Origin of the sequence: Bacillus pfraonensis (genome assembly GCF_050768835.1) — a bacterium.
Lineage (GTDB): Bacteria > Bacillota > Bacilli > Bacillales > Bacillaceae_G > Bacillus_A > Bacillus_A pfraonensis.
In genome coordinates, this window is record NZ_JAHCDO010000019.1 from 50621 (window position 1) to 75838 (window position 25218).

Consider the following 25218-nt stretch of genomic DNA (forward strand, 5'->3'; position numbering starts at 1 on the left):
TGAAATCGTTATAACATGGTATTAGGTGATTTTGACGCTTGAAAATTCTAAATATTGGTTTTACAGTTAAATCATATGAAAAATGCATCATATAACATAATTGCAACCGTAAGTTGACAAAGTGCATTTCTCATATGATAGAACAGAAAGCAATGTTTATATACAATTTAGTTATCAAAACAAAGGGGGTTATACATATGGCTTTTGGTGAGAAACTTTTTAAGTTAAGAAAAGAAAAAGGCCTTTCTCAAGAAGATTTAGCTGAAAAATTAAACACCTCAAGGCAAGCGATTAGTAAGTGGGAAAATGGTCAAGGGTTTCCTGAAACTGAAAAACTTTTAGTAGAAAATGAAGAACATAATAATCGCTTAAGTTTTAAAATTCGAAAAAAAGTGAGAGAAAAGATGAATCATCTTTAATCGATTTATCCCTCCATAAACTTTTCTATATAACAAAAAATCACAACTCAAACAAGTGAGTTGTGATTTTTAATTATTTATTTTCCTTGTGTTTTCTCCCAATCCGCTAAGAATTTCTCAATTCCTTGATCTGTTAACGGATGTTTTACTAATGCTCCGATTACATTCGCTGGAATTGTTGCGATATGTGCACCGTTTAATGCTGCATCAGTTACGTGAACGCTATGACGTACAGATGCTGCGATAATTTCTGTTTTAATGTCGTGAATTACAAAGATGTCAGCGATTTGGCGAATTAGATCCATACCATTATGACCGATATCATCTAAGCGGCCTAAGAATGGAGATACGTATGTTGCACCAGCGCGCGCTGCAAGTAATGCTTGTACTGCTGAGAACACTAACGTAACGTTTGTACGGATTCCTAGATCAGAGAATGCTTTTACTGCTTTTAACCCTTCTTTTGTCATTGGTACTTTAACAACAACATTTGGAGCGATTTTTGCTAATTCTTTTCCTTCTTCAATCATTTTATCTGCTTCTAAGCTGATTACTTCTGCACTTACAGGTCCTTCTACAACGCTGCAAATTTCACGAATACGTTCATGGAAGTCTACGCCTTCTTTTGCTACAAGTGATGGGTTTGTTGTTACACCTGCTAATACTCCTAAATCATTTGCCTCTTTAATTTCATCAATGTTTGCTGTATCAATAAAAAATTTCATTTGTTATTCTTCCTTCCTAATTTTCATTTTATATTTATTTTTTCTTAATAAGCTCTAATTCAATCGGAATGAATTTTTCCACTTTTTTACCTTGGTTCACCTGTTTTGCTGTCTCCATCGCCTTCTCTCCGATTAACTCTGGTTTTTGAGCAATCGTTGCTGCCATACGCCCATCATTAACTGCCTTCACAGCATCATCAGTTGCATCAAATCCAACAACCACAACATCTGTTTTTCCAGCAGATTTTAATGCCTCAAGCGCACCTAATGCCATTTCATCATTATGAGCAAATACTGCTTTAATATCATTATTTGCCTGTAATATGTTTTCCATAACTGATAATCCTTTGGCACGGTCAAAGTCAGCAGCTTGCTTTGCAACGACTTTTAATCCTTTGTCAGCTACGTTATGGAATCCTTTCCCGCGCTCACGAGCAGCAGAAGATCCAGGAATCCCTTCTAGCTCAGCGACATTTGCCCCTTCACCAACAAGTTCACGAATGTAGTCACCAGCCATTTGGCCACCTTCTACATTATTTGATGCAATGTGTGAAACAACTTTTCCTGAGTTTGCAACGCGATCCACTGTAATAACAGGGATGTTCGCTGCATTCGCTGCACTTACAGCTGAAGCAACCGCATCTGAATCTGTTGGATTAATAACAACTACATCAACGCCTTTTTGAATTAAATCCTCGACATCGTTCGTTTGTTTCGCTGCATCATTTTGAGCATCAACAGCAATCAATTCAATGCCACTATCTTTCGCTTTCTTTTCTGCACCTTTTTTCAACGTAACGAAAAATGGATTATTTAAGGTGGAAACAGAAAATCCAACTTTAATAGTTTTATTTCGACCTTTATCGCTAGAATCCTTTGCCCATTCTGGTGGTTCCATTGAACAACCAGCAGTGATTATCATGATAAGTGCAACGAGCGCAAGTAACCATTTTTTCATGAATTGTCCCTCCATTATGCTTCTTTTCGACGATCAATTAATACAGCCAGTAAGATAACAAGTCCTTTTACAACTTGTTGGAAGAAAGAAGATACACCTAATAAATTTAGACCGTTATTTAATACACCGATAATCAGTACACCAATGAATGTGCCGACAATCCAACCTCTTCCACCCGAAAGGCTTGTTCCTCCTAATACAACTGCAGCAATTGCGTCTAGTTCATAAGAAGTACCAGCAGTTGGCTGTGCAGAATCTAAACGTGATGTTAACACAATGCCTGCAAGCGCTGCCAACATTCCAGAAAGACCATAAATCATTACTTTTATTCGCGTTACGTTAATACCTGATAATGCCGCTGCTTCTTCATTTCCACCAATTGCAAAAGTACGGCGTCCAAATGTCGTTTTCTTTAGAATAAAGTACAGAACTGCGAAAGCGATCATCATCGTTACAGCTGGTACTGGAATACCAATGAAGTAACCACGACCGAACATTTGAAACATTAAATGGTCGCCAAGGCCAGTGATCGGACGTCCATCCATATAAACGAGCGTAAGGCCACGAAAAATGGTCATTGTTGCTAATGTCGCAATAAATGGTGCCACTTTTCCTTTCGCAATGATGATACCGTTTACAATCCCCATTACAAGACCAGCCAATAATCCAACTGCCATTGCAAGGAATGGATCCATGCCACTTGCCATCATTCCAGCAACAAGTGCACTTGATAATGCTAAAATAGAACCTACTGATAAGTCAATACCCCCTGTTAAAATAACGAAGGTCATTCCAAATGCGATTAGTGCATTAATCGATACTTGACGTAAAATATTAAACAAGTTTGGAATTTCAATAAATGCTGGATTTAGTGCTGTAATGACTACAATGATAAGCGCTAATCCAATTAAAGAACCAAGTTGTTGCAAAACATTCCCCTTTTTAGCCATAACTTATTCTCCCCCTGTAGCTAATGCCATAATGGACTCTTGTGTTGCTTTACCTTTCTCTAAAATGCCGCCTACTTTTCCTTCATGAATAACAAGAACACGATCGCTCATTCCTAATACTTCAGGTAGTTCGGATGAAACCATAATAACGGCATCGCCTTGATTTGTAAGCTTGTTCATAATTGAGTAAATTTCTTTTTTCGCTCCAACATCGACGCCACGCGTTGGTTCATCTAAAATTAACAACTGCGGCTGGATTCCTAGCCATTTTGCAATGACGACCTTTTGTTGATTTCCACCAGAAAGTGATTTGACAGGCTGTTCCCCATTTGCCGCCTTTACATTCAGAAGCTTCATCATATCCCTTGTAAACTGCTCTTCCGTTCTTTTATCCATTACACTACCTTTTGAAAGACTTTCTAAGTTTGGTAATGCTAAATTTTCACGAATAGAAAAGTCTAATACAAGCCCTTCTGATTTTCTATCTTCAGTGATAAAAGCAATTCGTTGCCTTATTGCATCAATTGGACTGTCAATTTTCACCTCTTGTCCATTCATAAATATTTGCCCTGAATCTAATGGTTCATAGCCAAAAATCGCTTTCATAATATCTGTGCGACCAGCTCCCATTAATCCAGCGACACCGAGAATTTCACCTTTTCTCACTTGAAACGAAATATTTTCAAACTTTCCTTTTTTCGTGCCGTTACGCATTTCAAAAATAACTTCGCCAATCTTAGCATCTCGCTCTGGATAACGTTCACCAATACTACGGCCAACCATCATGCTTACCACTTCATCAAATGACGTTTCAGGAATTAACCGTGTTCCCACATATTCTCCATCACGTAAAATAGTAATAGCGTCGCAGATTGAAAAAATTTCTTCCATGCGATGTGAAATATAAACAAAAGACACGCCTTCTTTGCGTAATTTATTTATAACTGTAAAGAGCGTTTCAATTTCACGATCCGTCAATGCTGCGGTAGGCTCGTCCATAATAATAACGCTTGCATTTGTCATTAACGCCTTACCAATTTCTATAATTTGCTGTTGCCCAACTGATAATTCCCCAGCAAGCATAGCCCCTTTTACATGTAGCCCAAGACTTGCTAATTGCTCTTGCGCAATAGCATTCATTTGACGCGTACGCAGGATACCTGTTTTTCCGTACATAAGCTCTTTTCCAAGAAACATATTTTCAGCTACTGTTAAATTCGGTAATATGTTTAGTTCTTGATGAATAAAAGCAATTCCGTACTCTTCTGCTTCTTTCGCGTTTTTAAAAGTTCGGTCTTGCCCATCAATCGTGACTTGACCACCATCTCTTGTATATACACCTGTTAAAATTTTCATGAGCGTTGATTTACCGGCTCCATTTTCCCCCATCAGTGCATGAACTTCTCCTGTTTCAATGCTAAACTGTGCATGTTTCAAAACAGGATTGCCATTGAACGCTTTCGAAATGTTTTTCATTTCAATTCGCATTCTCATCACATCCCTTTATTAAAAAATCACACCTGCGTGTAAAATAACGTTCGCATATGGCGTTGCTTCTCCTGTACGAATAATCGCCTTCGCCTGTTTTGTAAGTTCTTTAAACTGTTCATGAGATACATATTCAAAAGCAGCCTCTTTCAAACGTTCTTCAACTTCTTGGTTTACCTCTGCATTATACGTAGTAATTTCTTCTGCTAATGTTAGTTTTTCAACTGCCATATCATCTGTTACAACTTGTAATACATCTAAAAATGATGGTTTTCCAAGTTCAATAGCTAAATCAATTCGTTTCACACCGTTAGGAATTGGTAAGCCACAATCCGCAATCACAATTGTATCCGTATGCCCAAGTGAAGCAAGCACAGCAGCTATTTCACTATTTAATACACCGTGCTTCTTCATCCGACAATCACCTGCACTTCCCGGAGTCTCTCTCTTGTTGGCATACCGCCTTGTGCTCCTAGCTTTGTTACAGAAAGACCACCCGCAATATTTGCAAATCGAATTGCCTTTTCCAGTAGCTCACCTTCCGCAAGTGCAACCGCTAATGCACCGTTAAAAGTATCGCCAGCTCCTGTCGTATCTACTACTTCTACAGAAATGCCTGGAACATGAACAACTTCTGCACCATTATGGAAACGAACGCCTTCACTACCTTCTGTCATCAATAACTTATTTGGGTATTTCGCAAGTAATTCTTCAATTGGTGACGTAAAATCATCTAATACGATGCGGCACTCATGCTCATTCGGTGTAATATATGTTGCCTTTTCCAAAATATCTGCTGATAAAACTTGTGCCGGGGCTGGATTTAACATCACTGGAATTTTATGCTCTTCGCAAAGATTAAGAACATACTCTACTGTCTCTAGTGGTATTTCCAACTGAAGTACAACCATATCTGCTTTTACGAGAAGATCTTTTGCACGATTTACAATTTCTTCGTTTACAAGACGATTTGCACCTTGTACAACAACAATGCTGTTATCTTCTTCCGCTAACACGATATGGGCAATACCTGTCGTTTCACCTGTAACCGGTACCACATAATCGATAAAAATACGTTCATTCTCTAAATTATTTTTAACTACTTTACCGTAATCATCATTCCCTACAGCTCCAACCATTGCTACATTCGCACCTAATCTAACTGCAGCAACTGCCTGGTTGGCACCTTTTCCTCCTGGCACTGTATGAAACGCTTCACCAATTACCGTCTCTCCTGCTTTCGGTCGCTTTTTTGAAACGGCGACTAAATCCATTGAAATACTGCCGACTACTGCAATGTTTGGCATATATCTCATCTCCTTACTTCGTTGTATTTCGTTCTATAATTTTAATCGGTAAACGATAATGTTCGGTTTCTAATGGTTTTCCTACCATCTGCTCTAATAGTAATTCCGTTGCAATACGCCCCATCTCATAAATAGGCTGTGCCACTGTTGTAATGGATGGATGCATCATTTCTGTTAAAGAAATACCATCAAACCCAATGATTTGTAATTCATTAGGAATAGCAATCCCCTTCTGCAAAGCTGCCTTGACTACACCGATTGCAATCAAATCATTTCCTGCTACAATACCATCAATATGCGGATATTCGTCTAGTAATTCCATCGTAACACGTTCGCTATTTGCTGGATCAAATGTACTCTCAGCAATCATATAAGAAAGACCATACTCTGTAATCATATCTACAAAACCTTCAAATCGTTCATTTGCAGTACTTACGTCACGTGGTCCACGAATATGGGCAATATGTTTACAACCCTTTTCTAATAGTAACTTCGTTGCCTCTTGAATCCCCGCATAGTTATCTGCGTATACTGTAGGGATTCTCTCATTAAACATGCGGTCAATTGCCACAACTGGTATAGATAGATTCATGTAATTCACACTATTTTGCGGGTTCGTTGCTACAATAAACCCATCTACGTTGTTTTGTCTAAGTACATCAATATATTGTTTCTCTTTTTCTAAACTTTCATCAGAATTACAAAGTACAACTGTGTATCCTTGTTTATGTGCTACATCCTCTACGGCACGTGCAACTTCTGGAAAGAATGGATTCACGATATTTGGAACGACCAAACCGATTAAACGAGATTTTTTATTATATAGAGAACGCGCTACCGTGCTAGGCTTATAATTCAACATTTCAATTGCTCGCTCTACTTTTTTTAGCGTATCTTCGCGAACATACCCGTTCTTATTTAACACCCTGGAAACGGTCGCAACAGATACTCCCGCTAATTTCGCAACATCTTTTATCGTACTCATTCTCTTCCCTCCTCATCACATGTAACCGTTTACACAAAATAATATAACTTATTTCTAAAAATGCGTCAATCACTTCTAACTAAAAAGCATCGCCCTAAGGCGATGCTTTTTTCTCATTATGAGTAAGATACGTTCGTTTCTTTTTCTTCTACCGCAGCAGACTCTTCTGCACCTTTCTTACGATCAGAAAGCTTGATTTTCTGCAAGAAAATCGTAAATACGGCACCGACCACAATAAAGACTAATCCTGTTAGGAATACACTGTGAAGTGAATCTACTAAAGATGTTTTTAAAATAGGTACGATGCTATTAGAGAATGCTTCTGGCATTTGCTTTAATGCCTCTGGACTAAATAACATAGAATATAAACCTTGTGGATCTGTATGAATCATATCTTTAAACTTCGTTACCATTTCTCCAGCTTGTGGCGGAAACTTATCTAATACCGGCACTAATTTCTCAGTTAGAACTGTACCTGAAGTATTATTCATAATAGAACCTAAAATCGTAATCCCGAATGTTCCCCCAATTTGACGGAAGAATTGACTGGAAGATGTTACAACGCCAAGATCTTTTTTCGGGAAACTTTCTTGCAATGCTAATGTTAATGTTGGCATTACAAGTCCCATTCCTAAACCGATAATGCTCATATAAGAAGTTGCAACAAGCTTACTTGTATGCATATCCATTGTCGTTAACAACCAAAAACCACCAGCCATAATAAGCATCCCTGTAATAATTTGTGGTTTCACGCCAACTTTTAATACGAGCTGACCACCGATAATACTCATCACAATCATCGTAATCATCATTGGTGTCATGATCGTTCCAGATTCAGCAGCACTTACTCCAACAATTCCTTGCATAAAGAATGGAACGAACATAATTGCTCCAAACATTCCAATGCTCATAAAGAAACCAATTGCATTTAGTAGTGTAAATGTACGGTTCTTAAAGAAATGCATTGGCAAAATTGGCTCTTCTGCCTTTGTTTCAACAATAACAAAGCTTACGATGCCGATGATTGCAAGTGCAAATAACCCAATGATTTGCCAAGAATCCCATGCATAGTCTTTCCCGCCGAATGTTAATGCAAGTAATAAACTTACAACACCGAGAATCATCGTGAAAATACCAGCAATATCAATTTTAATTGGTCCTGTTTGTTTATGTGATTTTAATCCCATTGCAATAAAGATTGTCGCTAACACACCAACTGGTAAATTTATATAGAATACCCATCTCCAGTTGACAGCATCTACAATCCAACCACCTACTTGCGGTCCAATTACAGATGCAAGACCATATAATGCTCCGAAAATCCCTTGCCATTTCGCACGTTCTTTTCCTGTAAACATATCCCCGATAATAATCATCGCCATTGGCATCATAATACCGCCACCTAGGCCTTGAATACCACGGAAAATGATTAACTCCGTCATGCCGTTTGCCATACCACAAAGGGCTGAACCAACCATGAAAATAACTAACCCTGTTATATATACGTTACGACGTCCTAATAAGTCAGCTAACTTCCCTGCAATTGGTACAACTGTCGTTGATGTTAACATATACGCTGTTGTTAACCATGTCATTAAACTTAATCCGCCTAGTTCACCAACGATACGCGGCATTGCTGTACCAACAATTGTTCCATCTAACGCAGCAAATACCATCGCAATAACTAGACCAATTAACAACAACTTTCTATTTTGGTTTTCTTGTTGCTCCATGTAATCTCCTCAATTCTCTTTAGTTTGTCTCTTTTTTCTCGGATGCTCCGCAAATAATTTTCTCTAATTTTTCAAATAAGCGTAATAAATCTTCTCTTTCCTGTAATTCTAATTGTGAGAAATACTTGGCAATGTGTTCATTTCGAGCAGCCATTGCCTCTTCTAATACATCTTTCCCCTTCTTTGTTAACTCAATTATGACAACGCGACGATCACTTTTGTCGTGATAGCGTAACACCAATTCTTGCTCAATTAAACGATCAATCATCACTGTAATTGCACTTGGTTTCACGTACATTTTCTTCGCCAGCTCTGTAGCCCTTGCTGCACCGTAATGATCTAAAATTTTTAAAATGTAAAATTGCGGTGGTGTAAGTCCTGATGCTTGCATTTGTTCTAATAACTCCGTTTGCATTTTCTTCCCTATAGAAAATGCAAGAGCCTGAATTTTATCAATATGATTTATATCATTTTGCATGTTATCCACCTCTTATTTAAACAATAAAATATTTAACGTATTTAAATATTAAACTACCTAATAAATCCCGTCAACAACTTTATTTCATAAAAACGTTTACAAATTTGTCACAAAGTTGTATACTTTGTGACGAAGTTAATAGCGAAAGTCATGGAGAATTAGAGTATACGACTATGGAACATGGAAAGAGTGCCTTTCTATATTTCATGGTCTTTTTTTGTTTACCATGGTGTTGAACGCTTACAATAATAGAGGAGGATTTTAGGCGATGTTTCTAACTAATTTATTTAAACCTGCGCCGCATACAGAACGCTTGCCTGCTGATCGCGTAGATAGCGAATACCGCAAACTACGCTTACAAGTGTTTTTAGGAATTTTCATTGGTTATGCAGGTTACTATCTTGTTCGCAAAAACTTTTCACTAGCAATGCCTTATCTTGTTGAACAAGGATTTAGCAAAGGAGAACTTGGAGTTATCCTTTCTGCCGTATCTATTGCATATGGCTTAAGTAAATTTATAATGGGGATTGTATCCGACCGTTGTAACCCCCGCTACTTCTTAGCAGCAGGGCTATTTTTATCCGGTATCATTAATATTATTTTTGGTTCATTCTCTTTTATTACAACGAGTATTTTACTAATGTTTGTTCTCCAGTTTTTAAATGGCTGGGTACAAGGTATGGGCTGGCCTCCATGTGGTCGTACAATGGTTCATTGGTTCTCTATTAGTGAACGCGGTACAAAAATGTCTATTTGGAACGTTGCCCACAATGTTGGTGGTGGGCTTATGGGACCACTTGTAACATTAGGACTATTCTTATTTGCTGGTAGCTGGCAAAGTATTTTCTACTTCCCAGGTATTTTTGCAATTTTAGTTGGAATCTATGTATTAATTGTAATGCGCGATACACCTCAATCTTGTGGATTACCACCTATTGAAGAATATACAGGTGAATATCCTTCAGATGAAAAAGTAAAAGATCGTGAACGTGAACTTTCAGTAAAAGAAATTTTATTTACGTATGTATTAAACAACAAATTTTTATGGTACATCGCAATCGCTAACGTATTCGTATACTTCGTACGCTACGGCGTTGTAGACTGGGCACCGACTTATTTAGTAGAAGAAAAAAGCTTTACTCATAATAGTTCTCGTACAGCATACGCATTGTATGAATTTGCTGGTATTCCAGGTACACTCCTTTGTGGATGGATGAGTGATAAATTATTTAAAGGACGCCGTGCACCTGCTGGTATTTTATTTATGGTTGGTGTATTCATTGCCGTTCTTGTTTATTGGTTAAATCCAGCTGGTCACCCAATCATTGACAGCATCGCACTTGTTGCAATTGGCTTCTTAATTTATGGACCAGTTATGTTAATTGGATTACATGCCCTTGACTTAGCACCAAAAAAAGCTGCTGGAACAGCTGCTGGTTTAACAGGTTTCTTCGGTTACCTGGGCGGTGCTGCATTTGCTAGTGCGGCAATGGGCTTTATTGTAGATGCTTTCGGGTGGAACGGTGGTTTCATTCTATTACTTGCATCTTGTGTGCTTGCGATTGTCTTCCTTGCTCTAACTTTAAATACAGGATCATCAAAATCACAGCAAGCATAAAGTGAAACTTTACTCAGTAAAAAACAAAATAGCTCTTAGCATTAAGATACACGCTAAGAGCTATTTTTTATTTATGTCTAGTGATATTGTCTTGCCTACTATAACAATCATTTCCCTTCTATTTACAACATTACTTTTATTAAAACATCTGCTGAAACATTTTCACAGTAATAGCCAATATCACTGAAGTAGCAAAGCCCCCTAAACAAATAAGACTTACTCCTTGACTATATGACAGATTTTGAAACCCTTTCATTTCTTTCATCCTCTCATGTATTTATTTGATATCTTTATTTTATCCATGGAGGCAATTTTATAACATCGATTTCGCTAACAACTGTCTTACAAAATTGTAAGATTTCCCCCTTTGAACTACCCCCACTTAACAGTCTAACAAACTGTTTGAAGTGGGGGATTTCTACGAACACCAAAGTATCCCTCGGCTTTATGAGTAGGCAATCCCCGTAGTCCCTACGGTTAGAAGCCTTAAGGCCTCTTTTCTCAGATTTTTTCCTGCGTTGACATCTCTATCATGATGCATACCACAAGAAAGATACTTCCATTCACGCAATTCCAGATCTTTCACGTCTTTGTTTTTGTTTCCACAATTTGAACAAAGCTGAGAGCTGGCGAATGTTTTTGATACCACGACGACTTGTTTCCCATACCACTCTACCTTATACGTAAGCATCGCTCTGAATTGTGACCAAGATACTTCTTGAATCGCTTTTGCTAGCTTGTGATTCTGTAACATATTGGATACTTGCAAATCTTCTATCCCAATCACATCGTGGTTTTTGATGATCATCGTAGAGAGTTTTTGCAAATAATCGGTTCTTGCATTTGTGATTCGTTCATGAATACGAGCCACTTTGATTCGCTGTTTATGCCAGTTCGCTCCACCTTTTGTACGGCGAGACAGAATACGCTGGGCATGAGCGAGCTTCTTCTCTAATACCCGAAACCATTTCGGATTGCCAAATACCTCTCCAGTTGAAAGAATCGCAAAGTTTTTTACGCCAACAACGGAACCTGTCTTTGGCAATTCTTGCACTTCTACTTCGGCAAGAATCGAGACAAAATATGTTCCACTTGGATTTTTTCTGACAGTAGCACTCAAAAATGCGGCCTTCTACCTCACGACTTTTGGAAAACGTGACAAGGCCCAGTTTCGGTAACTTTATTTGATTCCCTACAATCGCGATGTTCCCATTCGTGTGCTTCGTTGTATAAGATTGGACTTTATTGTTTTTCGACTTAAACCGAGGTGCTTTGTTTTGTTTGTTGAAGAATCGTGAATACGAGTCAGTGAGGTTGTGAAGAGAAGATTGAAGAGCCGTGCTGTCCACTTCTTTTAACCATACAAATTCTTTTTTGAGAGCAGGTAATTGCGAAGAACAAGTGCCATAGGTGAATCCTTTTCCTGTTTCTTTATATCTATCATTCCATTTTGCCAAAAAGTAATTGAATACAAAACGAGAGCAACCAATTGTTTTCGCAATACGTATTTTTTGTTCTGCGCTAGGGTAGATCCGGAACTTATACGCTTTATGGACGAGCACCACTTTCCACCTCACTTCCTATTTTGGTTTTTCTACATGCTTTTTTCGCGATATGCATGAGAACGATATCATATTATACTCAAAAATACTTCTCTCGTATCATTTCTTCTTGTCGAAATTCCTCTGTCGCCCTTCAAAAATGTATACATATGGATGGAATTTTATGATGGAACAATTCCTTATATGTAAGAATGCTTCTTACTGCATCATTTCCCTTCTATAGGAACGAACGGATTCCGATACCTCATACTAACTCTTCAACAAGAAGAACCATTAGGCTTTTGCCTAACCGCCATTCATCTCCCACCTACTCATTGGACCATATCCTATCCATTCCTTGAGGTGGGAGTTTTCTGTCGGGAAATGATAAAAAACAGACAACATTTCTATTGTCTGTTACTTTACAATCATCACCGGGCATTTCACTCGTTTAGCTACTTTATGACTTACACTACCGAGCACCATTTCTTGTAATGTATTTAATCCCCTACTCCCCACAATTACAAGATCAATGTCTCCTGTATTTACGTATTGAATAATTGTATCACTTGGATCACCATGTAAAATCGTAATTTTATAGGAGATCTCTTCTTGCTGTAATAAAGCCTCAATTTCTTTTAATCTATCTTTTCTACTAGCTGAAATTGTTTCTATATTTGTTTGTCCCTGTATAATATCTGATTTTGCCGTTCTATTATCTACTACGTATACAACTTCAACGTTTATTTCCTTACTCAACATAGCGATGTGTGCGGCATGTTTTGCTGCGCGCATTGCGTGTTCTGAACCATCACATGCTAGTATAATCTGCTTGTACATATGCTGAAGCCCCTTTCATCATCATACTCGTATTATAATACAAAAAGAACCCTTTCGGCCTCCCGAAAAGGTTCTTCCTATTTAACTAACAGCTTGTTCTTTATTTTTATTATAAGTAGCCAATTTTGTAACAAGCTGCGAACTACGCTCGTTTAATCCCGTTATATTTACTTTCACACCATTTTGCTCATACTTCATCACAACTTTATCCACGGCTGCTACTGCTGAATCATCCCATATATGGGCATGTGTAAAATCAATTTCTACTTCTTTTACATCTTCTTTAAACTGAAACGTATTTATGAATGCTGTAGTAGATGCAAAGAAGAGTTGTCCGTGAACAGTGTATCTCTTTTTCTCACCAATATAAAAATGTTTCACGTGAATCTTTGCCATATTCGCTGCAAATAGTACGGCACTTATTACCGTACCGATAATCACACCGAGTCCTAAATTATGTGTTACAAGAACAATTGCAACTGTTACGACCATAACAAACGCGTCACCCTTTGGAACTTTATGAAGGGTAAATACAGAATTCCAATCAAATGTTCCAATAGACACCATAATCATAACCGCAACTAATGCTGCCATTGGAATATGGACAACATAGTCACCAAGAACAAACAGTAGAACAATTAAAAAGCCACCAGCAACGAATGTTGATAATCGACCACGTCCGCCTGATTTCATATTAATAAGAGATTGTCCAATCATCGCGCACCCTGCCATTCCACCAAAGAAACCAGCAACAATATTGGCAATTCCTTGACCACTTGCCTCTTTATGTTTATTACTCGGTGTATCTGTTATATCATCTAGAAGAGATGCTGTTAATAGCGATTCTAATAAACCAATCACAGCTAACATAATCGAATAAGGTAAAATAATAGCTAATGTTTCTAACGTAAATGGTACATCCGGAATACTAAAGAACGGTAATTCGGTTGGTAAATTTCCCATATCGCCAACAGTTCGTAATTCAAATCCGCTGAGTAACGCAATACTTGTCACAATAATAATAGAAACAAGTGTAGACGGTACTGCTGTTGTAATACGTGGAAATAGATAAATAATTACGAGTCCTAATGCTACTAACGCATACATTTGCCAGTTTACACCTTTGAAATGTGGCAATTGTGCTGTAAAAATTAAAATCCCTAATGCATTTACAAAACCACTCATAACCGAGCGCGGAACAAATTTCATTAATGAACTTAGCTTTAATACTCCAAAAATAATTTGTACAACACCTGTTAAAATCGTCGTTGCAAATAAATACTGCAATCCGTAATCTTTTACAATCGTCACCATTAACAGCGCCATCGCACCTGTCGCAGCAGAAATCATCCCCGGTCTCCCGCCCACAAATGAAATTGTCACGGCAATACAAAATGCAGCGTATAGTCCAACCATCGGATCTACTCCTGCAATAACGGAAAAGGCAATCGCTTCAGGAATCAGCGCTAGTGCAACAACAATACCTGATAACACATCGCCTTTTACATTCGAAAACCATTCGTTTTTTATCTTTTGAAACAAAAAAACACTCCTCTACTTTTTTATTTTTAATTTCCTCCATAAGAAAATCGATCCGACTGCACGAGAGCTATTATATAATAAATGTCAGATTTTTTGCTATGAAAAAGTTTCCCAAAATAAAAAGACGCTTGCTTTTATGCAGCGTCTTTTCTACTTAATGTCCAGCATGACCTCCGCCATTTTCCTGAACAATCTCTAATCTTTCATCTAATATCCCTTGCGTTTCAAATGAAATATTCTCCGTATTCCCTAATAAAAAGCCATGATTATATGGTCCTAAGGTTGGATCATCCTTAAACTTCGGCTGGATTGTTGCCAATAAATCATAGACTGGTTGCGAAACCTTCCCTTTATCTAATAATAGAACAGGTGCATGTTTCCCCATATGAGAAAACGGTGCACCAGCAATTGCTAAATCTGGTGTTTCTGTTGAAACAAATGATACACCATGTCCCGGTTTTTTGAATCCCCAACCAAATTTCGTTTTTTCATCTTTAAAATTAGCAAAAGCGATAGAGTTTTCTGTCGGACTTTCCCCACTAATACGCGTTACTTTACCATGCTTACTTAACTGTTTTTCTACTTCTTTTGAAATTATTTTTTCTGGACCTAATATATATATATTTGCTTTCCCTTTTCTTGCTTTTAACGCCTCAATTGTAGCTTCGGGTACTTTATCTTTTGTTACATATAAAAGAGGTTCTGGCATATGTGCAATCCAATTTACAGCTGGCGTTGTATATAAACGCCCTTCTTCTTCAGACGAACCGATAATAACACTTTCTGGATACTTCCCTGTTATGTCTGCATATTCTTTATCAACGTCTTTCGCAAATATAGCTGGATCTGTTTCTTTTATTTGTTTTACTTTAAATTCTTTTAATTGATCTAATGTAGAAGATCCTACATCCCCCATTACCATAATTTGAGTTCCATCTTTTGTTCCAAGTGGATTTAACCGCTTGATCTCTTTTAATGTTGCCTCTGGAATTCCCTCTTTATTTGTAAATAAAATAGGCCCATTGTTCGGATGATGAATCAAATCCGCACTAGCAAGCCCAAGTTGCCACTGATTAACTGGTACTAAGATCACCGCTCCTGGTTGATTCTCTTTATGAGTTGCTGGCCAGATTGTTTGTGATGTTAACACTGCCATTTGCACAGGATCATTTGTATTTAATCTTGTTATATTTTTTAAACTTGTTGTTAATAAATCGCTAGATGCCTTTGCATTCATTTCTTTCGGTGCCATCGCCTCATGATTCATTTCCTTTTGCTGCTCATTTTTCTTCTCTTTTTCAGATTCGTGATTTTTATGCTCTGTATTGGCTTGCCCACACGCTGCAAGTCCAAATGCAGCAACTATTGTCACACTTAACATTCGAGCTGTTTTTTTCAAAAAAACGCCTCCTCACCTTTATCGTTTGAACCTATATCCTTTACCTAAAATGAAAATTTCAACTATACGATAACAACCAAATCTGAAGAAATTATGCAGACGCATCATAATCTGCACCATTTCTCCATGATTTTGCATTACACTTTTAATAGTGAATACAAATACGGAGGATATTATATGATGAATATACTACTCGTAGATGATGAACCACGTATGCTGGAGTTATTAGCACTTTATCTTACTCCTAGAGGATATAATTGCATTTCTGCGACGTCAGGCCAAGAAGCCATTTCCTATATAGAAAACCAAAGTTTTAAGTTTGTTCTTCTCGATATTATGATGCCAAAAATGGATGGATGGGAAACATGTAAAAGGATTCGTTCATTTAGTAATGTTCCTATCATTATGGTAACCGCTCGGGATCAAACGATAGATGTTGTTCAAGGATTAAAAATCGGAGCTGATGATTATATAACAAAACCGTTTCATGAAGATGAACTATTAGCACGAATTGAAGCCGTATTGCGACGTAGCAATCAGCATGAACAACTAAAATATAGAGGGATTTTGTGGGATGAAGCAAAGCACTTTATTTCCGTTCATGGACAAGAGATTTTGCTTACACCAATTGAATTCTCTTTACTTGGATTATTTTTGCGTCACGTAAACTATGTACTCAGCCGTGATCAGCTTATTGAGCGAATTTGGGGGCTAGATACAAATACAGAGGATCGCACAGTGGATTCCCATATTCGTAATTTACGTGATAAATTACGAAAGGCTAATTTTCCAATTGATGAACATTTAAAAACCGTGTATGGTGTTGGCTATCGATGGATTGATACTGAAAATCAAGGAGCTACACGATGAAACGAATTTCTGTTCAACTCGGATTTTATTTTTTAATTGTTACGCTTTTAATCGAAACCGTCCTGTTTGCATTGCTCTATTACAGCCTTATCAATACGAGAGTAAATGAAGAAATGACAGCATTATTAAAGCGAGGAAATAGCCATCGGGATGTACTTGAAAAACATTTCGATTCCCAAACAATCTCTCATGTCGCTTTAATGGAGTCAGAAGCTGAAACAAAGGTTGTTATTACAAACTCCTATAAAGAAATATTAGCAAAATCTAATGATATAGATTCCACTATAAAAAGGCACATTGTCGAAATGATAACAAGTGCAGATCATAACGGAACAATCATAGAAAACCACTGGAAAACATCTAATTATATATGCACAGTTAGCCCGATAATAATAGAAGGAAAAATACAAGGTTATGTTTATATGTTTCTCGGCACAAGTTCTATTAAACAAATGATTGCAGGTCTTACGAAACAATTCCTTGTTGTTGGTGCTGTTACATTTATTTTAACAGTCATTACGATATTTCTTCTATCGCGTCTGTTAACAAAGCCGCTTCTTCGTATGAAGCATGCTACTGAAAAAATGAGTCATGGTGATTTATCCGTTTCTTTAACAAGTAATCGAAATGATGAAATTGGTGAACTTGCACAGTCTATTCAAACACTTGCGAATGATTTACATTATATGAAAAAAGAACGCAGTGAATTTCTAGCAAGTGTCGCCCATGAGCTAAGAACACCTTTAACTTATGTAAGAGGATATGCAGATATCGCTATGAAAAATGACACGCTTCCTGAACAGCGCCAAAAATATTTATCGATTATAAAAGATGAAGCTGACTACATTACAAATTTAGTACAAGACTTATTTTTACTCGCGCAAATGGAAAAGCATAACTTTTCGATTCAAACAAAGGAAGTACACTTACAAACTTTTCTTTCTCGCATCGTTACAAAAGTGAATATCATGTATGAAGCAAAGCATATCAATGTTTCTTCAACATGCCCTTCTTCACTTTCTATAACTCTTGATGAACAACGATTTGAACAAGTGATCATCAATATTTTAAATAATGCGTATGCACATTCACCTGAACATTCTCAAATTACAATTTCCGTTACAGAGCATAACACACACATTAAACTCTCAATTCAAGATACAGGAGAAGGAATTCCAAAAGAAGATATCCCGCATATTTTCGAACGGTTTTATCGCGTCGATAAAGCAAGATCTCGCTCAACTGGCGGAACTGGATTAGGACTTGCCATTGTCAAAGAAATAGTCGAACTACATGGCGGAACAATTACTGTTACAAGTGAAGTAAATCAAGGTTCTTGCTTTACTATTTCATTTCCAATCAGTATGTAAAAAAATAAAAATGCGAGGGTAATGTCTATAAGACATTACCCTCGCATTTACATACCACTTACAAAATTTTATTCATTAATTAATTCAACTGTTTCCGTAATTTTTATACTATCCTTCACAGATTGAGCAATCGTACAATTCTTTACCGCAAGTTCTAACGCTTTTTCTAATTGTACTTGTGTAATCCCCTCTGCTTTTAACCTATAGTGCAAATGAAGGCTTTCTACCGGTCTCGATAAAACTTCACTTCTTCCAATTTCAGTTTCAATTGTAAACGTATCATATGTAATACGCTTCTTTTCTAAAATTGTCCGAAATACAATTGCACTGCATCCTGCAATAGAAGAAACCAATAATTCTAACGGCGTATGTCCACTTTCTTTTCCAATAGACAATCGACCATTTGAAAATTCTGCTTCAATATCATCATGCTTGATTGTTAGTTTCATATGTTGTTCCCATCTCCACTTTCGTAATTTGCTGCCGTTTCTTATTTATATAATAATACACATAGCAGAAAATGATAAATGGAATGCCGCAATATAGTGCCATACGCTGTTCTGGAATGAACGCTAAACTAATTACAACAATACTATTTGTAATTAACGCTAAAATTGGAACAATTGGATATAGTGGTGTTCTATATTTTAAATCTTCTAATTTCCCGCCACCCTTTATATACTGACTTCTAAAGCGAAGTTGTGATAAGGCAATGATAATCCAACTTGAGACAGCTGATAAGCCAGCGATAGATAATAAGTACATATATACTGTATCTTCCGCTAAAAAGCTTGTTAATAAAGATAATGCTGCTACTGCAATTGTAACTACTAATGCTGTAATCGGAATCCCACGCTTATTTACCTTTTTGAAAGAAGCCGGTGCCATTCCTTCATTTGCAAGTGACCATAGTATACGCGTCGCTGCATATAATCCTGAGTTCGCTACAGATAATAACGCAGTGATAATAACGAAATTCATAATATCCGCTGCATATGGAATACCGATTTTATCAAATACAACAACGAATGGACTTTCAATAACTCCTGCGTCTTTCCAAGAAATTAAACCTACTAAAATCGTCATTGTTAAAATAAAGAACAACATAATACGCCATACTGTATTACGAATTGCACGCGGGATTGTTTTCTCCGGCTCTTGGCTCTCCCCCGCTGCAATCCCAATTAACTCTGTACCTTGGAATGAAAAGTTAACTGTAATCATTGTAAGAAGTACAGCAGCAAGTCCATTTGGGAACAAACCTCCATCGCTTACAAAATTAGAAAAAAGAGGTGCTGCTTCTTTTCCGTCATATGGTAAAAATCCTAATAACGCACTACCACCAAGAACAACAAATGCAACAATTGTAATAACTTTAATACTTGAGAACCAAAATTCTAATTCCGCATAACTCTTTGCTGAGATAGCATTTGACATATATAAAATAACTCCAAATACAAGACACCATACCCAAACATCGACATGTGGAAACCATCTTTTCATCATTAAACCAATCGATGTTAACTCTAAACCAACTGTAACTGCCCATCCAAGCCAGTACAGCCAGCCGATCATAAATCCGGTCCCTGGACCGATAAACTTCGTCGCATATTTTTGGAAGGAACCAGAAACTGGCATCGCAACCGTTAGCTCACCAAGGCAAAGCATTGTTAAATACATAATAAATCCGCCCACTAAATAAGAAAGAATCGCTCCTCCTGGTCCTGCTTGGTTAATGGTATATCCTGATCCAAGAAAAAATCCTGTTCCGATTACACCTCCAAGTGCAATCATGAATAAATGTCTACTCTTCATCGTACGATGTAATTTCTCGTTCGTTGTTTGCTGCATCGTAATCCTCCCCTATAAAAAACCCTCTATCTCTTTTTAAAATTTTCTGATAATAAAAATATACACGAAAGCGGTTACAATTTCTATATAAAATTAAAACTTTTCTGATAAAATATCATATTTTTTAATTCCTCTTACAATTACACTACTAAAAAGTTAATATATTCCAAGTGGTATTTTCCATACTACATAAATCCATTTTATTTTTCCAAGATATAAAGTGAAACTTTAATCATCCCTCACCAATCGGGCTTTTACGGGCAGGTAATGCGGGCTATGAAAACAAAAGAGGACTGCACTCATTTTCTCTCTTTGTTTTAACTTGGCATGGGGCAGAAAAACGCTTCTATCCATGGACGGATCCTCTCTCCCACCCAAAAAGAAAGGTTTTATGTCGATTTTTCAACTTATATTTATATATGTAAAAAATAAAAAAACTCTTACATCCTATTTCATGTAAGAGTTAACGGCTTTCCAATTTTCTAGACACAAGCGATAAACTGTAGTTAACAACAAAATACATACATGCAACAAGTAATAACGTAGGAATCATATAGTTTACGTTTTGTCCATTAATAATTTGGGCATTATGCATGAGTTCTGGCAAAGATATAACAACTGCTAGTGACGTATCTTTTAATAAAGAGATAAATTGACTAACAAGTGGTGGTACCATGCGTCTCAATGCTTGTGGCAAAATAATATGCCACAGTGTTTGTACATATGATAATCCAGAGGCACGTGCTGCTTCAATTTGTCCTTTTTCAATCGATAATAAGCCACTTCGCACAATTTCTGATATCATCGCTGCTTCAAATATCGTTAAAGCAACAATAGCTGCTGTTGTAATCTCTAATTTCAGTCCAGCTTCTGGAAGTGCAAAATACGTAAAGAAAATAATTAAAAGCAGCGGTAAATTACGAATGATTTCAACGATAAAACCTAGTAACTGTGATACGACTGGTATCTTTGTATATCGCAACGTCCCGACCACACTACCAATAATAAAACTAAGCAAAATTGCTATAACAGCTATTTCTAACGTAACAAGTAGCCCTTTTAATAAAAATAAAATATGATCGCCTGTATAAGCACCTCGAAAGTCCATTTACACCGCTCCTTTCGCTAAGCGTTTCTCAAAGTAACGCACAAGCATACTAAGCGGTACAGTTAAAAGTAAATAAAACATTCCAACAAATATATATACATCAAATGTAACAAATGTTCTTGTTGAGATTAAATCCCCTTGATACATCAAATCTGCTCCTGCAATAATGCCAAGGATAGATGAGTTCTTTACTAAATTGAGAAATTGATTTCCTAATGGCGGAATTACTATTTTAATAGCTTGTGGTAAAACGACATAATACATGGCTTGCACATACGTTAAGCCTGAAGAACGTGCTGCTTCCATCTGTCCTTTCGGTACTGACAAGATTCCAGCTCGAATTGCTTCTGCAATAAATGCTGCTGTATAGACTGTAAGTGCAGCTGTACCAGCAACAAATCCATTTAATGTTACACCCATTACTGGAAAAGCAAAGTAAAATACAAATGCAATTAAAACGAGTGGAATATTCCGAATGAATTCTACATAAGTCGCGCCAAGCCAATTCAAAACTCGAATGGGTGCAATTCGCATCACTGCCATAATAATGCCAAGAATAAAGCTCCCAATCAGTGCAACAATACTGGACAACACTGTATATTTAAATCCTTCTAAATACAAATCAAGATTGTTTATAAGAATAGAAAAATCAGGCAAATGCCCCCCCTCTTTCTTTACAAGAAGAGGATGAGTATCTCTCATCCTCTTACTCTTTCTATACTTTACTTCTCTGGCTTTTCACCAATCCATTTTTCATATAATTTATCGTATTCTCCATTTGCTTTCATTTCTTTTAACAAATCATTAATTGCCTTTGTCAAATCTGTTGCTCCTTTTTGAACAGCGATTCCATACGGCTCATCTGTAAAGATTTTTCCAACAACTTGATAATTTGCATCTTGTTTTGCCATACCATATAAAATGGCATTATCTGTTGTAAGTACATCACCTTTTCCTGCTTTTAACGCTGTAAATGCCTCGCTATAATTTTCAAATTCTAACACCGTTGCTTCTGGTGATTTTTTACGAACATTTTGTGTAGAAGTTGACCCTTTTACCGCCAATACCTTCACGCCACTTTTCACATCATCAATACTCTTAATCTTGCTTCCTTTTTTCACAAGTAACGACTGCCCCGCTTTAAAATATACATCTGAAAAATCAACTTCTTTTTTACGCTCTTCTGTAATTGTCATCGTTGCGATAATCGCATCAATATCACCGTTTTTCAACATTGGAATACGCGTTTTGGAAGTTACTTCTTTTAATTCTAATTTACTCTCATCTCCTAGAATTTTTTTCGCAAGCGCTTTTGCTACATCCACATCAAACCCTTCTACCTTCCCTGTTGCAGGATCTTTCAATCCAAATAAGTTTGTATCATTTTTAACTCCAACCACTAGTTTCCCACGCTTTTTAATTTGATCTACTACATTCCCGCCAGAAGATTCTTTAGACACTTCTTTAGACGTCTCTTTCTTACTTCCGCAACCCGCTATGATAAGAGTAAATAAACATGAAAATACAATTAAAACAAACAGTTTTTTCGCTTTTAACATGAAATCCCTCCTCTAATGGTTTAACACCCGACTTAAGAACAATCGTGCTCTTTCTTGCTTTGGATTTGCAAAGAAGTCTACTGGCTTTGTATCTTCAATGATTTGTCCTTCATCCATGAATATGATGCGGTCTGCTACTTCACGCGCAAATCCCATCTCATGGGTCACGACAACCATCGTCATCCCTTCTTTTGCTAAAGTTTTCATTACATCAAGTACTTCTCCAATCATCTCTGGATCGAGCGCTGAAGTCGGCTCATCAAATAGCATGATTTCTGGCTTCATTGCTAATCCCCTTGCAATTGCTACCCGTTGTTGTTGTCCTCCAGATAATTGCTGCGGATACACATCCGCTTTCTCTGGAATTCCTACTTTCTCTAAATAGTATCTCGCTGTTTTTTCTGCTTCTTCTTTCGAGACATTACTTACTTTTATTGGTGCAAGTGTAATGTTTTGAAGTACTGTTTTATGTGGATATAAATAAAAATGTTGAAATACCATTCCAATATTCCGGCGTAATCTATTCATATCTGTTTTCGGATTATGTACTTCAACATCTTGTACTACTAATTCTCCTTCTGTAATTGTTTCCAATTGGTTAATGCAGCGAAGTAATGTACTTTTTCCAGATCCAGATGGTCCGACGATTACAACTACTTCTCCTTTTTGAACTTGTAAATTAATATTTTTCAAAACTTGAAAGTTACCATAAAATTTATTTACATCACGAAAAGCAATCAATCTTTTTCCCCCTTTCCACCCTAATTTTATCGTATTTTAACTTGGCCCAATTATTAATAAAATGAAGCTTACCTGATTCAAATTTTATTCGACCACGCAAATAGAAATTCCCATTATTTGAACAATAACGGACAGATATACTGCCCGTTATTGTTTTACAAATACTCTATTATGACACTTCTTCTTTCTTATCTTTTCCGTATTCGTGCTCCCAGAAATCGGCGTTTTTAATTCCTAGTTCACGAGGATCGAATACAGGATCTTTTCCTTCTTTCTTCTGTTTTTCATAGTCTTTCAATGCAAGGAGTGCTGGTTTTTGTAGGAATAAAATTGCAATGATATTCACCCATGCCATAATCCCTACACCGATATCACCAAGAGCCCAAGCGGTTGCTGCTGTTTTTATACAGCCGTAGAATACAACACCTAAGAAAACAATTTTTAAAACAAGTGACATCCATGGACGATCTTTATCACGATTTAAATAGGCAATATTCGTTTCTGCAATGTAGTAATACGCCATAATTGTTGTAAAAGCGAAGAATAATAGAGAAATGGCAACGAAACCGTTTCCAAATCCAGGGAATACAGATTCTACTGCAGCTTGTGTATATCCAGGACCCGGTTCTGCACCATTCAATTTGTTTACAATGAAGTTTTTTCCGCTTGCATCAAATACGTTATACATTCCTGTAATAATCATCATAAACGCTGTTGCTGAACAAACGAATAATGTATCAATGTAAACGGAAAATGCTTGCACAAGTCCTTGCTTTGCTGGATGTGATACTTCCGCTGCTGCTGCAGCATGTGGTCCAGTTCCTTGACCAGCTTCATTTGAATAAATACCACGTTTTACTCCCCAAGAAATTGCTAAACCAATAATTCCACCAAAAGCCGCTTCTAATGCAAATGCACTTTTTATAATTAACATAAATGCTTCAGGTAACTTTTCAATATTCATAAACACAATTACGCAAGCAACAAGTATATATCCAACCGCCATAAATGGCACAACAACTTGTGCTACGTTAACAATACGCTTAACCCCACCAAAAATAATAAGTGCTAATACAACGACTAATACTGCTCCTGAGATAGAAGTATTAATGCCAAAAGCAGTTTCCAAACTTAAGGCAATACTATTTGCTTGAACACCTGGAAGCAACATCCCTGTTGCAAGGATTGTAGCAGCGACAAACACAAGTGCATACCACTTAATTCCTAATCCTTTTTCAATGTAATACGCTGGGCCACCACGAAATTGCCCTTGATGCTTTGTTTTATATATTTGGGCAAGTGTTGATTCTACATAAGCAGATCCCGCTCCTAAAAATGCCACAGCCCACATCCAAAAGACTGCTCCTGGTCCACCAAATGCAACTGCTGTTGCAACGCCGGCGATGTTCCCTGTTCCAACGCGCCCTGATAGAGAAAGCGCTAACGCTTGGAAAGAAGAAACACCGGCTTCTGACTTTTCTCCTTGAAATGTAAGCTTTACCATTTCTCCCACATGTCTAACTTGTAAAAATCTCGTTCGAATCGAAAAATATAAACCAACGCCTAAACATAAATAAACAAGTGCGGGACTCCATACAATACTATTTAGCCAAGTAACGAAAGCTTCCAATCTATTTCCCCTCCTTTTCTTTATAAAGAATATTCAGAATATATAAAAAGTATAAATGTATCTATAGTCTATGACAATATTATTTTGATAAAACAAACATATTTTT

At 37.0% G+C, this 25218-nt stretch carries 23 protein-coding genes and 2 pseudogenes; 4 read left to right on the forward strand and 21 right to left on the reverse strand.

All coding sequences use genetic code 11. The features are described 5' to 3' along the window. Positions 1-197: 197 nt before the first annotated feature. Positions 198-401 (forward strand): annotated as a pseudogene (locus KFD70_RS18735) (helix-turn-helix domain-containing protein); the annotation flags it as partial. A 95-nt stretch (positions 402-496) separates the two neighbouring features. Here KFD70_RS18735 and fsa read toward each other — a convergent pair. The 9 genes from fsa to KFD70_RS18780 form a co-directional block, all read right to left on the reverse strand. After that, complete coding sequence (gene fsa / locus KFD70_RS18740; RefSeq protein WP_174100274.1) at positions 497-1144, reverse strand: fructose-6-phosphate aldolase; 648 nt, start codon at positions 1142-1144, stop codon at positions 497-499. A gap of 34 nt (positions 1145-1178) precedes the next feature. Then, the gene (gene rbsB, locus KFD70_RS18745; RefSeq protein ID WP_336452993.1) at positions 1179-2102 is read right to left on the reverse strand and encodes a ribose ABC transporter substrate-binding protein RbsB; all 924 of its coding nucleotides are present in this window, start codon (positions 2100-2102) and stop codon (positions 1179-1181) included. Positions 2103-2116: 14 nt separating this feature from the next. After that, on the reverse strand, positions 2117-3052 hold the full coding sequence (locus KFD70_RS18750; protein WP_336452992.1) for an ABC transporter permease subunit: 936 nt from the start codon (positions 3050-3052) through the stop codon (positions 2117-2119). A 3-nt stretch (positions 3053-3055) separates the two neighbouring features. Further along, complete coding sequence (locus tag KFD70_RS18755) at positions 3056-4540, reverse strand: sugar ABC transporter ATP-binding protein (RefSeq protein WP_336452991.1); 1485 nt, start codon at positions 4538-4540, stop codon at positions 3056-3058. 18 nt (positions 4541-4558) lie between these two features. Continuing rightward, entirely contained in the window at positions 4559-4954 is a 396-nt protein-coding gene (gene rbsD, locus KFD70_RS18760) for a D-ribose pyranase (protein WP_336452990.1), read from the reverse strand. After that, positions 4951-5847 (reverse strand): ribokinase, encoded by an 897-nt coding sequence (gene rbsK, locus KFD70_RS18765; RefSeq protein WP_336452989.1) that lies wholly within the window; start codon positions 5845-5847, stop codon positions 4951-4953. The genes rbsD and rbsK overlap by 4 nt, the downstream gene beginning before the upstream one ends. Positions 5848-5860: 13 nt before the next feature. Beyond that, on the reverse strand, positions 5861-6832 hold the full coding sequence (locus KFD70_RS18770) for a LacI family DNA-binding transcriptional regulator (RefSeq protein ID WP_336452988.1): 972 nt from the start codon (positions 6830-6832) through the stop codon (positions 5861-5863). A gap of 116 nt (positions 6833-6948) precedes the next feature. Then, complete coding sequence (locus tag KFD70_RS18775; RefSeq protein WP_431613277.1) at positions 6949-8565, reverse strand: MDR family MFS transporter; 1617 nt, start codon at positions 8563-8565, stop codon at positions 6949-6951. 19 nt (positions 8566-8584) lie between these two features. Continuing rightward, the gene (locus KFD70_RS18780; RefSeq protein ID WP_336452986.1) at positions 8585-9043 is read right to left on the reverse strand and encodes a MarR family winged helix-turn-helix transcriptional regulator; all 459 of its coding nucleotides are present in this window, start codon (positions 9041-9043) and stop codon (positions 8585-8587) included. 268 nt (positions 9044-9311) lie between these two features. Here KFD70_RS18780 and glpT point away from each other — a divergent pair, with 268 nt between their 5' ends. After that, complete coding sequence (gene glpT, locus KFD70_RS18785) at positions 9312-10661, forward strand: glycerol-3-phosphate transporter (protein ID WP_336452985.1); 1350 nt, start codon at positions 9312-9314, stop codon at positions 10659-10661. A 139-nt stretch (positions 10662-10800) separates the two neighbouring features. Here glpT and KFD70_RS18790 read toward each other — a convergent pair whose 3' ends face one another. From KFD70_RS18790 to KFD70_RS18810, 5 genes and pseudogenes are all read right to left on the reverse strand, one after another. Continuing rightward, positions 10801-10926: a DUF4027 family protein gene (locus KFD70_RS18790; RefSeq protein ID WP_336452984.1), complete on the reverse strand. Its 126-nt coding sequence runs from the start codon at positions 10924-10926 to the stop codon at positions 10801-10803. 180 nt (positions 10927-11106) lie between these two features. Further along, positions 11107-12223 (reverse strand): annotated as a pseudogene (gene tnpB, locus KFD70_RS18795) (IS200/IS605 family element RNA-guided endonuclease TnpB). Between the two features lie 396 nt (positions 12224-12619). Next, the gene (locus KFD70_RS18800) at positions 12620-13042 is read right to left on the reverse strand and encodes a universal stress protein (RefSeq protein WP_336452983.1); all 423 of its coding nucleotides are present in this window, start codon (positions 13040-13042) and stop codon (positions 12620-12622) included. Positions 13043-13123: 81 nt separating this feature from the next. Further along, the gene (locus KFD70_RS18805; RefSeq protein ID WP_336452982.1) at positions 13124-14584 is read right to left on the reverse strand and encodes a SulP family inorganic anion transporter; all 1461 of its coding nucleotides are present in this window, start codon (positions 14582-14584) and stop codon (positions 13124-13126) included. 154 nt (positions 14585-14738) lie between these two features. Further along, positions 14739-15965 carry a cell wall-binding repeat-containing protein gene (locus tag KFD70_RS18810; protein WP_420792364.1) on the reverse strand — a complete coding sequence of 409 codons (1227 nt, stop codon included), beginning with the start codon at positions 15963-15965 and terminating at the stop codon, positions 14739-14741. Positions 15966-16160: 195 nt separating this feature from the next. On the opposite strand from KFD70_RS18810, the gene KFD70_RS18815 reads away from it, so the two are divergent. Both KFD70_RS18815 and KFD70_RS18820 read left to right on the forward strand, forming a co-directional pair. After that, complete coding sequence (locus tag KFD70_RS18815) at positions 16161-16853, forward strand: response regulator transcription factor (RefSeq protein WP_336452980.1); 693 nt, start codon at positions 16161-16163, stop codon at positions 16851-16853. Further along, positions 16850-18223 (forward strand): sensor histidine kinase, encoded by a 1374-nt coding sequence (locus tag KFD70_RS18820; protein WP_336452979.1) that lies wholly within the window; start codon positions 16850-16852, stop codon positions 18221-18223. The genes KFD70_RS18815 and KFD70_RS18820 overlap by 4 nt, the downstream gene beginning before the upstream one ends. 68 nt (positions 18224-18291) lie before the next feature. Here KFD70_RS18820 and KFD70_RS18825 read toward each other — a convergent pair whose 3' ends face one another. The 7 genes from KFD70_RS18825 to KFD70_RS18855 form a co-directional block, all read right to left on the reverse strand. Next, positions 18292-18672 carry an OsmC family protein gene (locus tag KFD70_RS18825; RefSeq protein ID WP_336452978.1) on the reverse strand — a complete coding sequence of 127 codons (381 nt, stop codon included), beginning with the start codon at positions 18670-18672 and terminating at the stop codon, positions 18292-18294. Next, positions 18650-20074: an amino acid permease gene (locus KFD70_RS18830; RefSeq protein ID WP_336452977.1), complete on the reverse strand. Its 1425-nt coding sequence runs from the start codon at positions 20072-20074 to the stop codon at positions 18650-18652. Before KFD70_RS18830 ends, KFD70_RS18825 begins: the two co-directional genes overlap by 23 nt. A gap of 463 nt (positions 20075-20537) precedes the next feature. Then, positions 20538-21182, reverse strand: a complete 645-nt coding sequence (locus KFD70_RS18835; protein WP_174100293.1) for an amino acid ABC transporter permease — start codon at positions 21180-21182, stop codon at positions 20538-20540. After that, positions 21183-21839 (reverse strand): amino acid ABC transporter permease, encoded by a 657-nt coding sequence (locus KFD70_RS18840; protein ID WP_336452976.1) that lies wholly within the window; start codon positions 21837-21839, stop codon positions 21183-21185. 65 nt (positions 21840-21904) lie between these two features. Beyond that, the gene (locus KFD70_RS18845; protein WP_336452975.1) at positions 21905-22741 is read right to left on the reverse strand and encodes a glutamate ABC transporter substrate-binding protein; all 837 of its coding nucleotides are present in this window, start codon (positions 22739-22741) and stop codon (positions 21905-21907) included. Positions 22742-22753: 12 nt separating this feature from the next. Continuing rightward, on the reverse strand, positions 22754-23482 hold the full coding sequence (locus KFD70_RS18850) for an amino acid ABC transporter ATP-binding protein (RefSeq protein WP_336452974.1): 729 nt from the start codon (positions 23480-23482) through the stop codon (positions 22754-22756). A gap of 169 nt (positions 23483-23651) precedes the next feature. Continuing rightward, positions 23652-25112 (reverse strand): alanine/glycine:cation symporter family protein, encoded by a 1461-nt coding sequence (locus KFD70_RS18855; protein WP_336452973.1) that lies wholly within the window; start codon positions 25110-25112, stop codon positions 23652-23654. Positions 25113-25218 lie beyond the last annotated feature (106 nt).

Coding starts and splice junctions, on each gene's coding strand:
- KFD70_RS18800 (WP_336452983.1), bottom strand. CDS start 13,042: ATGTACAAGCAGATTATACTAGCATGTGATGGTTCAGAACACGCAATG.
- fsa (WP_174100274.1), bottom strand. CDS start 1,144: ATGAAATTTTTTATTGATACAGCAAACATTGATGAAATTAAAGAGGCA.
- KFD70_RS18775 (WP_431613277.1), bottom strand. CDS start 8,565: ATGGAGCAACAAGAAAACCAAAATAGAAAGTTGTTGTTAATTGGTCTA.
- KFD70_RS18830 (WP_336452977.1), bottom strand. CDS start 20,074: ATGCAGCAAACAACGAACGAGAAATTACATCGTACGATGAAGAGTAGA.
- KFD70_RS18845 (WP_336452975.1), bottom strand. CDS start 22,741: ATGTTAAAAGCGAAAAAACTGTTTGTTTTAATTGTATTTTCATGTTTA.
- KFD70_RS18780 (WP_336452986.1), bottom strand. CDS start 9,043: ATGCAAAATGATATAAATCATATTGATAAAATTCAGGCTCTTGCATTT.
- glpT (WP_336452985.1), top strand. CDS start 9,312: ATGTTTCTAACTAATTTATTTAAACCTGCGCCGCATACAGAACGCTTG.
- KFD70_RS18750 (WP_336452992.1), bottom strand. CDS start 3,052: ATGGCTAAAAAGGGGAATGTTTTGCAACAACTTGGTTCTTTAATTGGA.
- rbsB (WP_336452993.1), bottom strand. CDS start 2,102: ATGAAAAAATGGTTACTTGCGCTCGTTGCACTTATCATGATAATCACT.
- KFD70_RS18790 (WP_336452984.1), bottom strand. CDS start 10,926: ATGAAAGAAATGAAAGGGTTTCAAAATCTGTCATATAGTCAAGGAGTA.
- KFD70_RS18815 (WP_336452980.1), top strand. CDS start 16,161: ATGATGAATATACTACTCGTAGATGATGAACCACGTATGCTGGAGTTA.
- KFD70_RS18770 (WP_336452988.1), bottom strand. CDS start 6,832: ATGAGTACGATAAAAGATGTTGCGAAATTAGCGGGAGTATCTGTTGCG.
- KFD70_RS18820 (WP_336452979.1), top strand. CDS start 16,850: ATGAAACGAATTTCTGTTCAACTCGGATTTTATTTTTTAATTGTTACG.
- KFD70_RS18755 (WP_336452991.1), bottom strand. CDS start 4,540: ATGCGAATTGAAATGAAAAACATTTCGAAAGCGTTCAATGGCAATCCT.
- KFD70_RS18825 (WP_336452978.1), bottom strand. CDS start 18,672: ATGAAACTAACAATCAAGCATGATGATATTGAAGCAGAATTTTCAAAT.
- rbsK (WP_336452989.1), bottom strand. CDS start 5,847: ATGCCAAACATTGCAGTAGTCGGCAGTATTTCAATGGATTTAGTCGCC.
- KFD70_RS18810 (WP_420792364.1), bottom strand. CDS start 15,965: ATGTTAAGTGTGACAATAGTTGCTGCATTTGGACTTGCAGCGTGTGGG.
- KFD70_RS18835 (WP_174100293.1), bottom strand. CDS start 21,182: ATGGACTTTCGAGGTGCTTATACAGGCGATCATATTTTATTTTTATTA.
- rbsD (WP_336452990.1), bottom strand. CDS start 4,954: ATGAAGAAGCACGGTGTATTAAATAGTGAAATAGCTGCTGTGCTTGCT.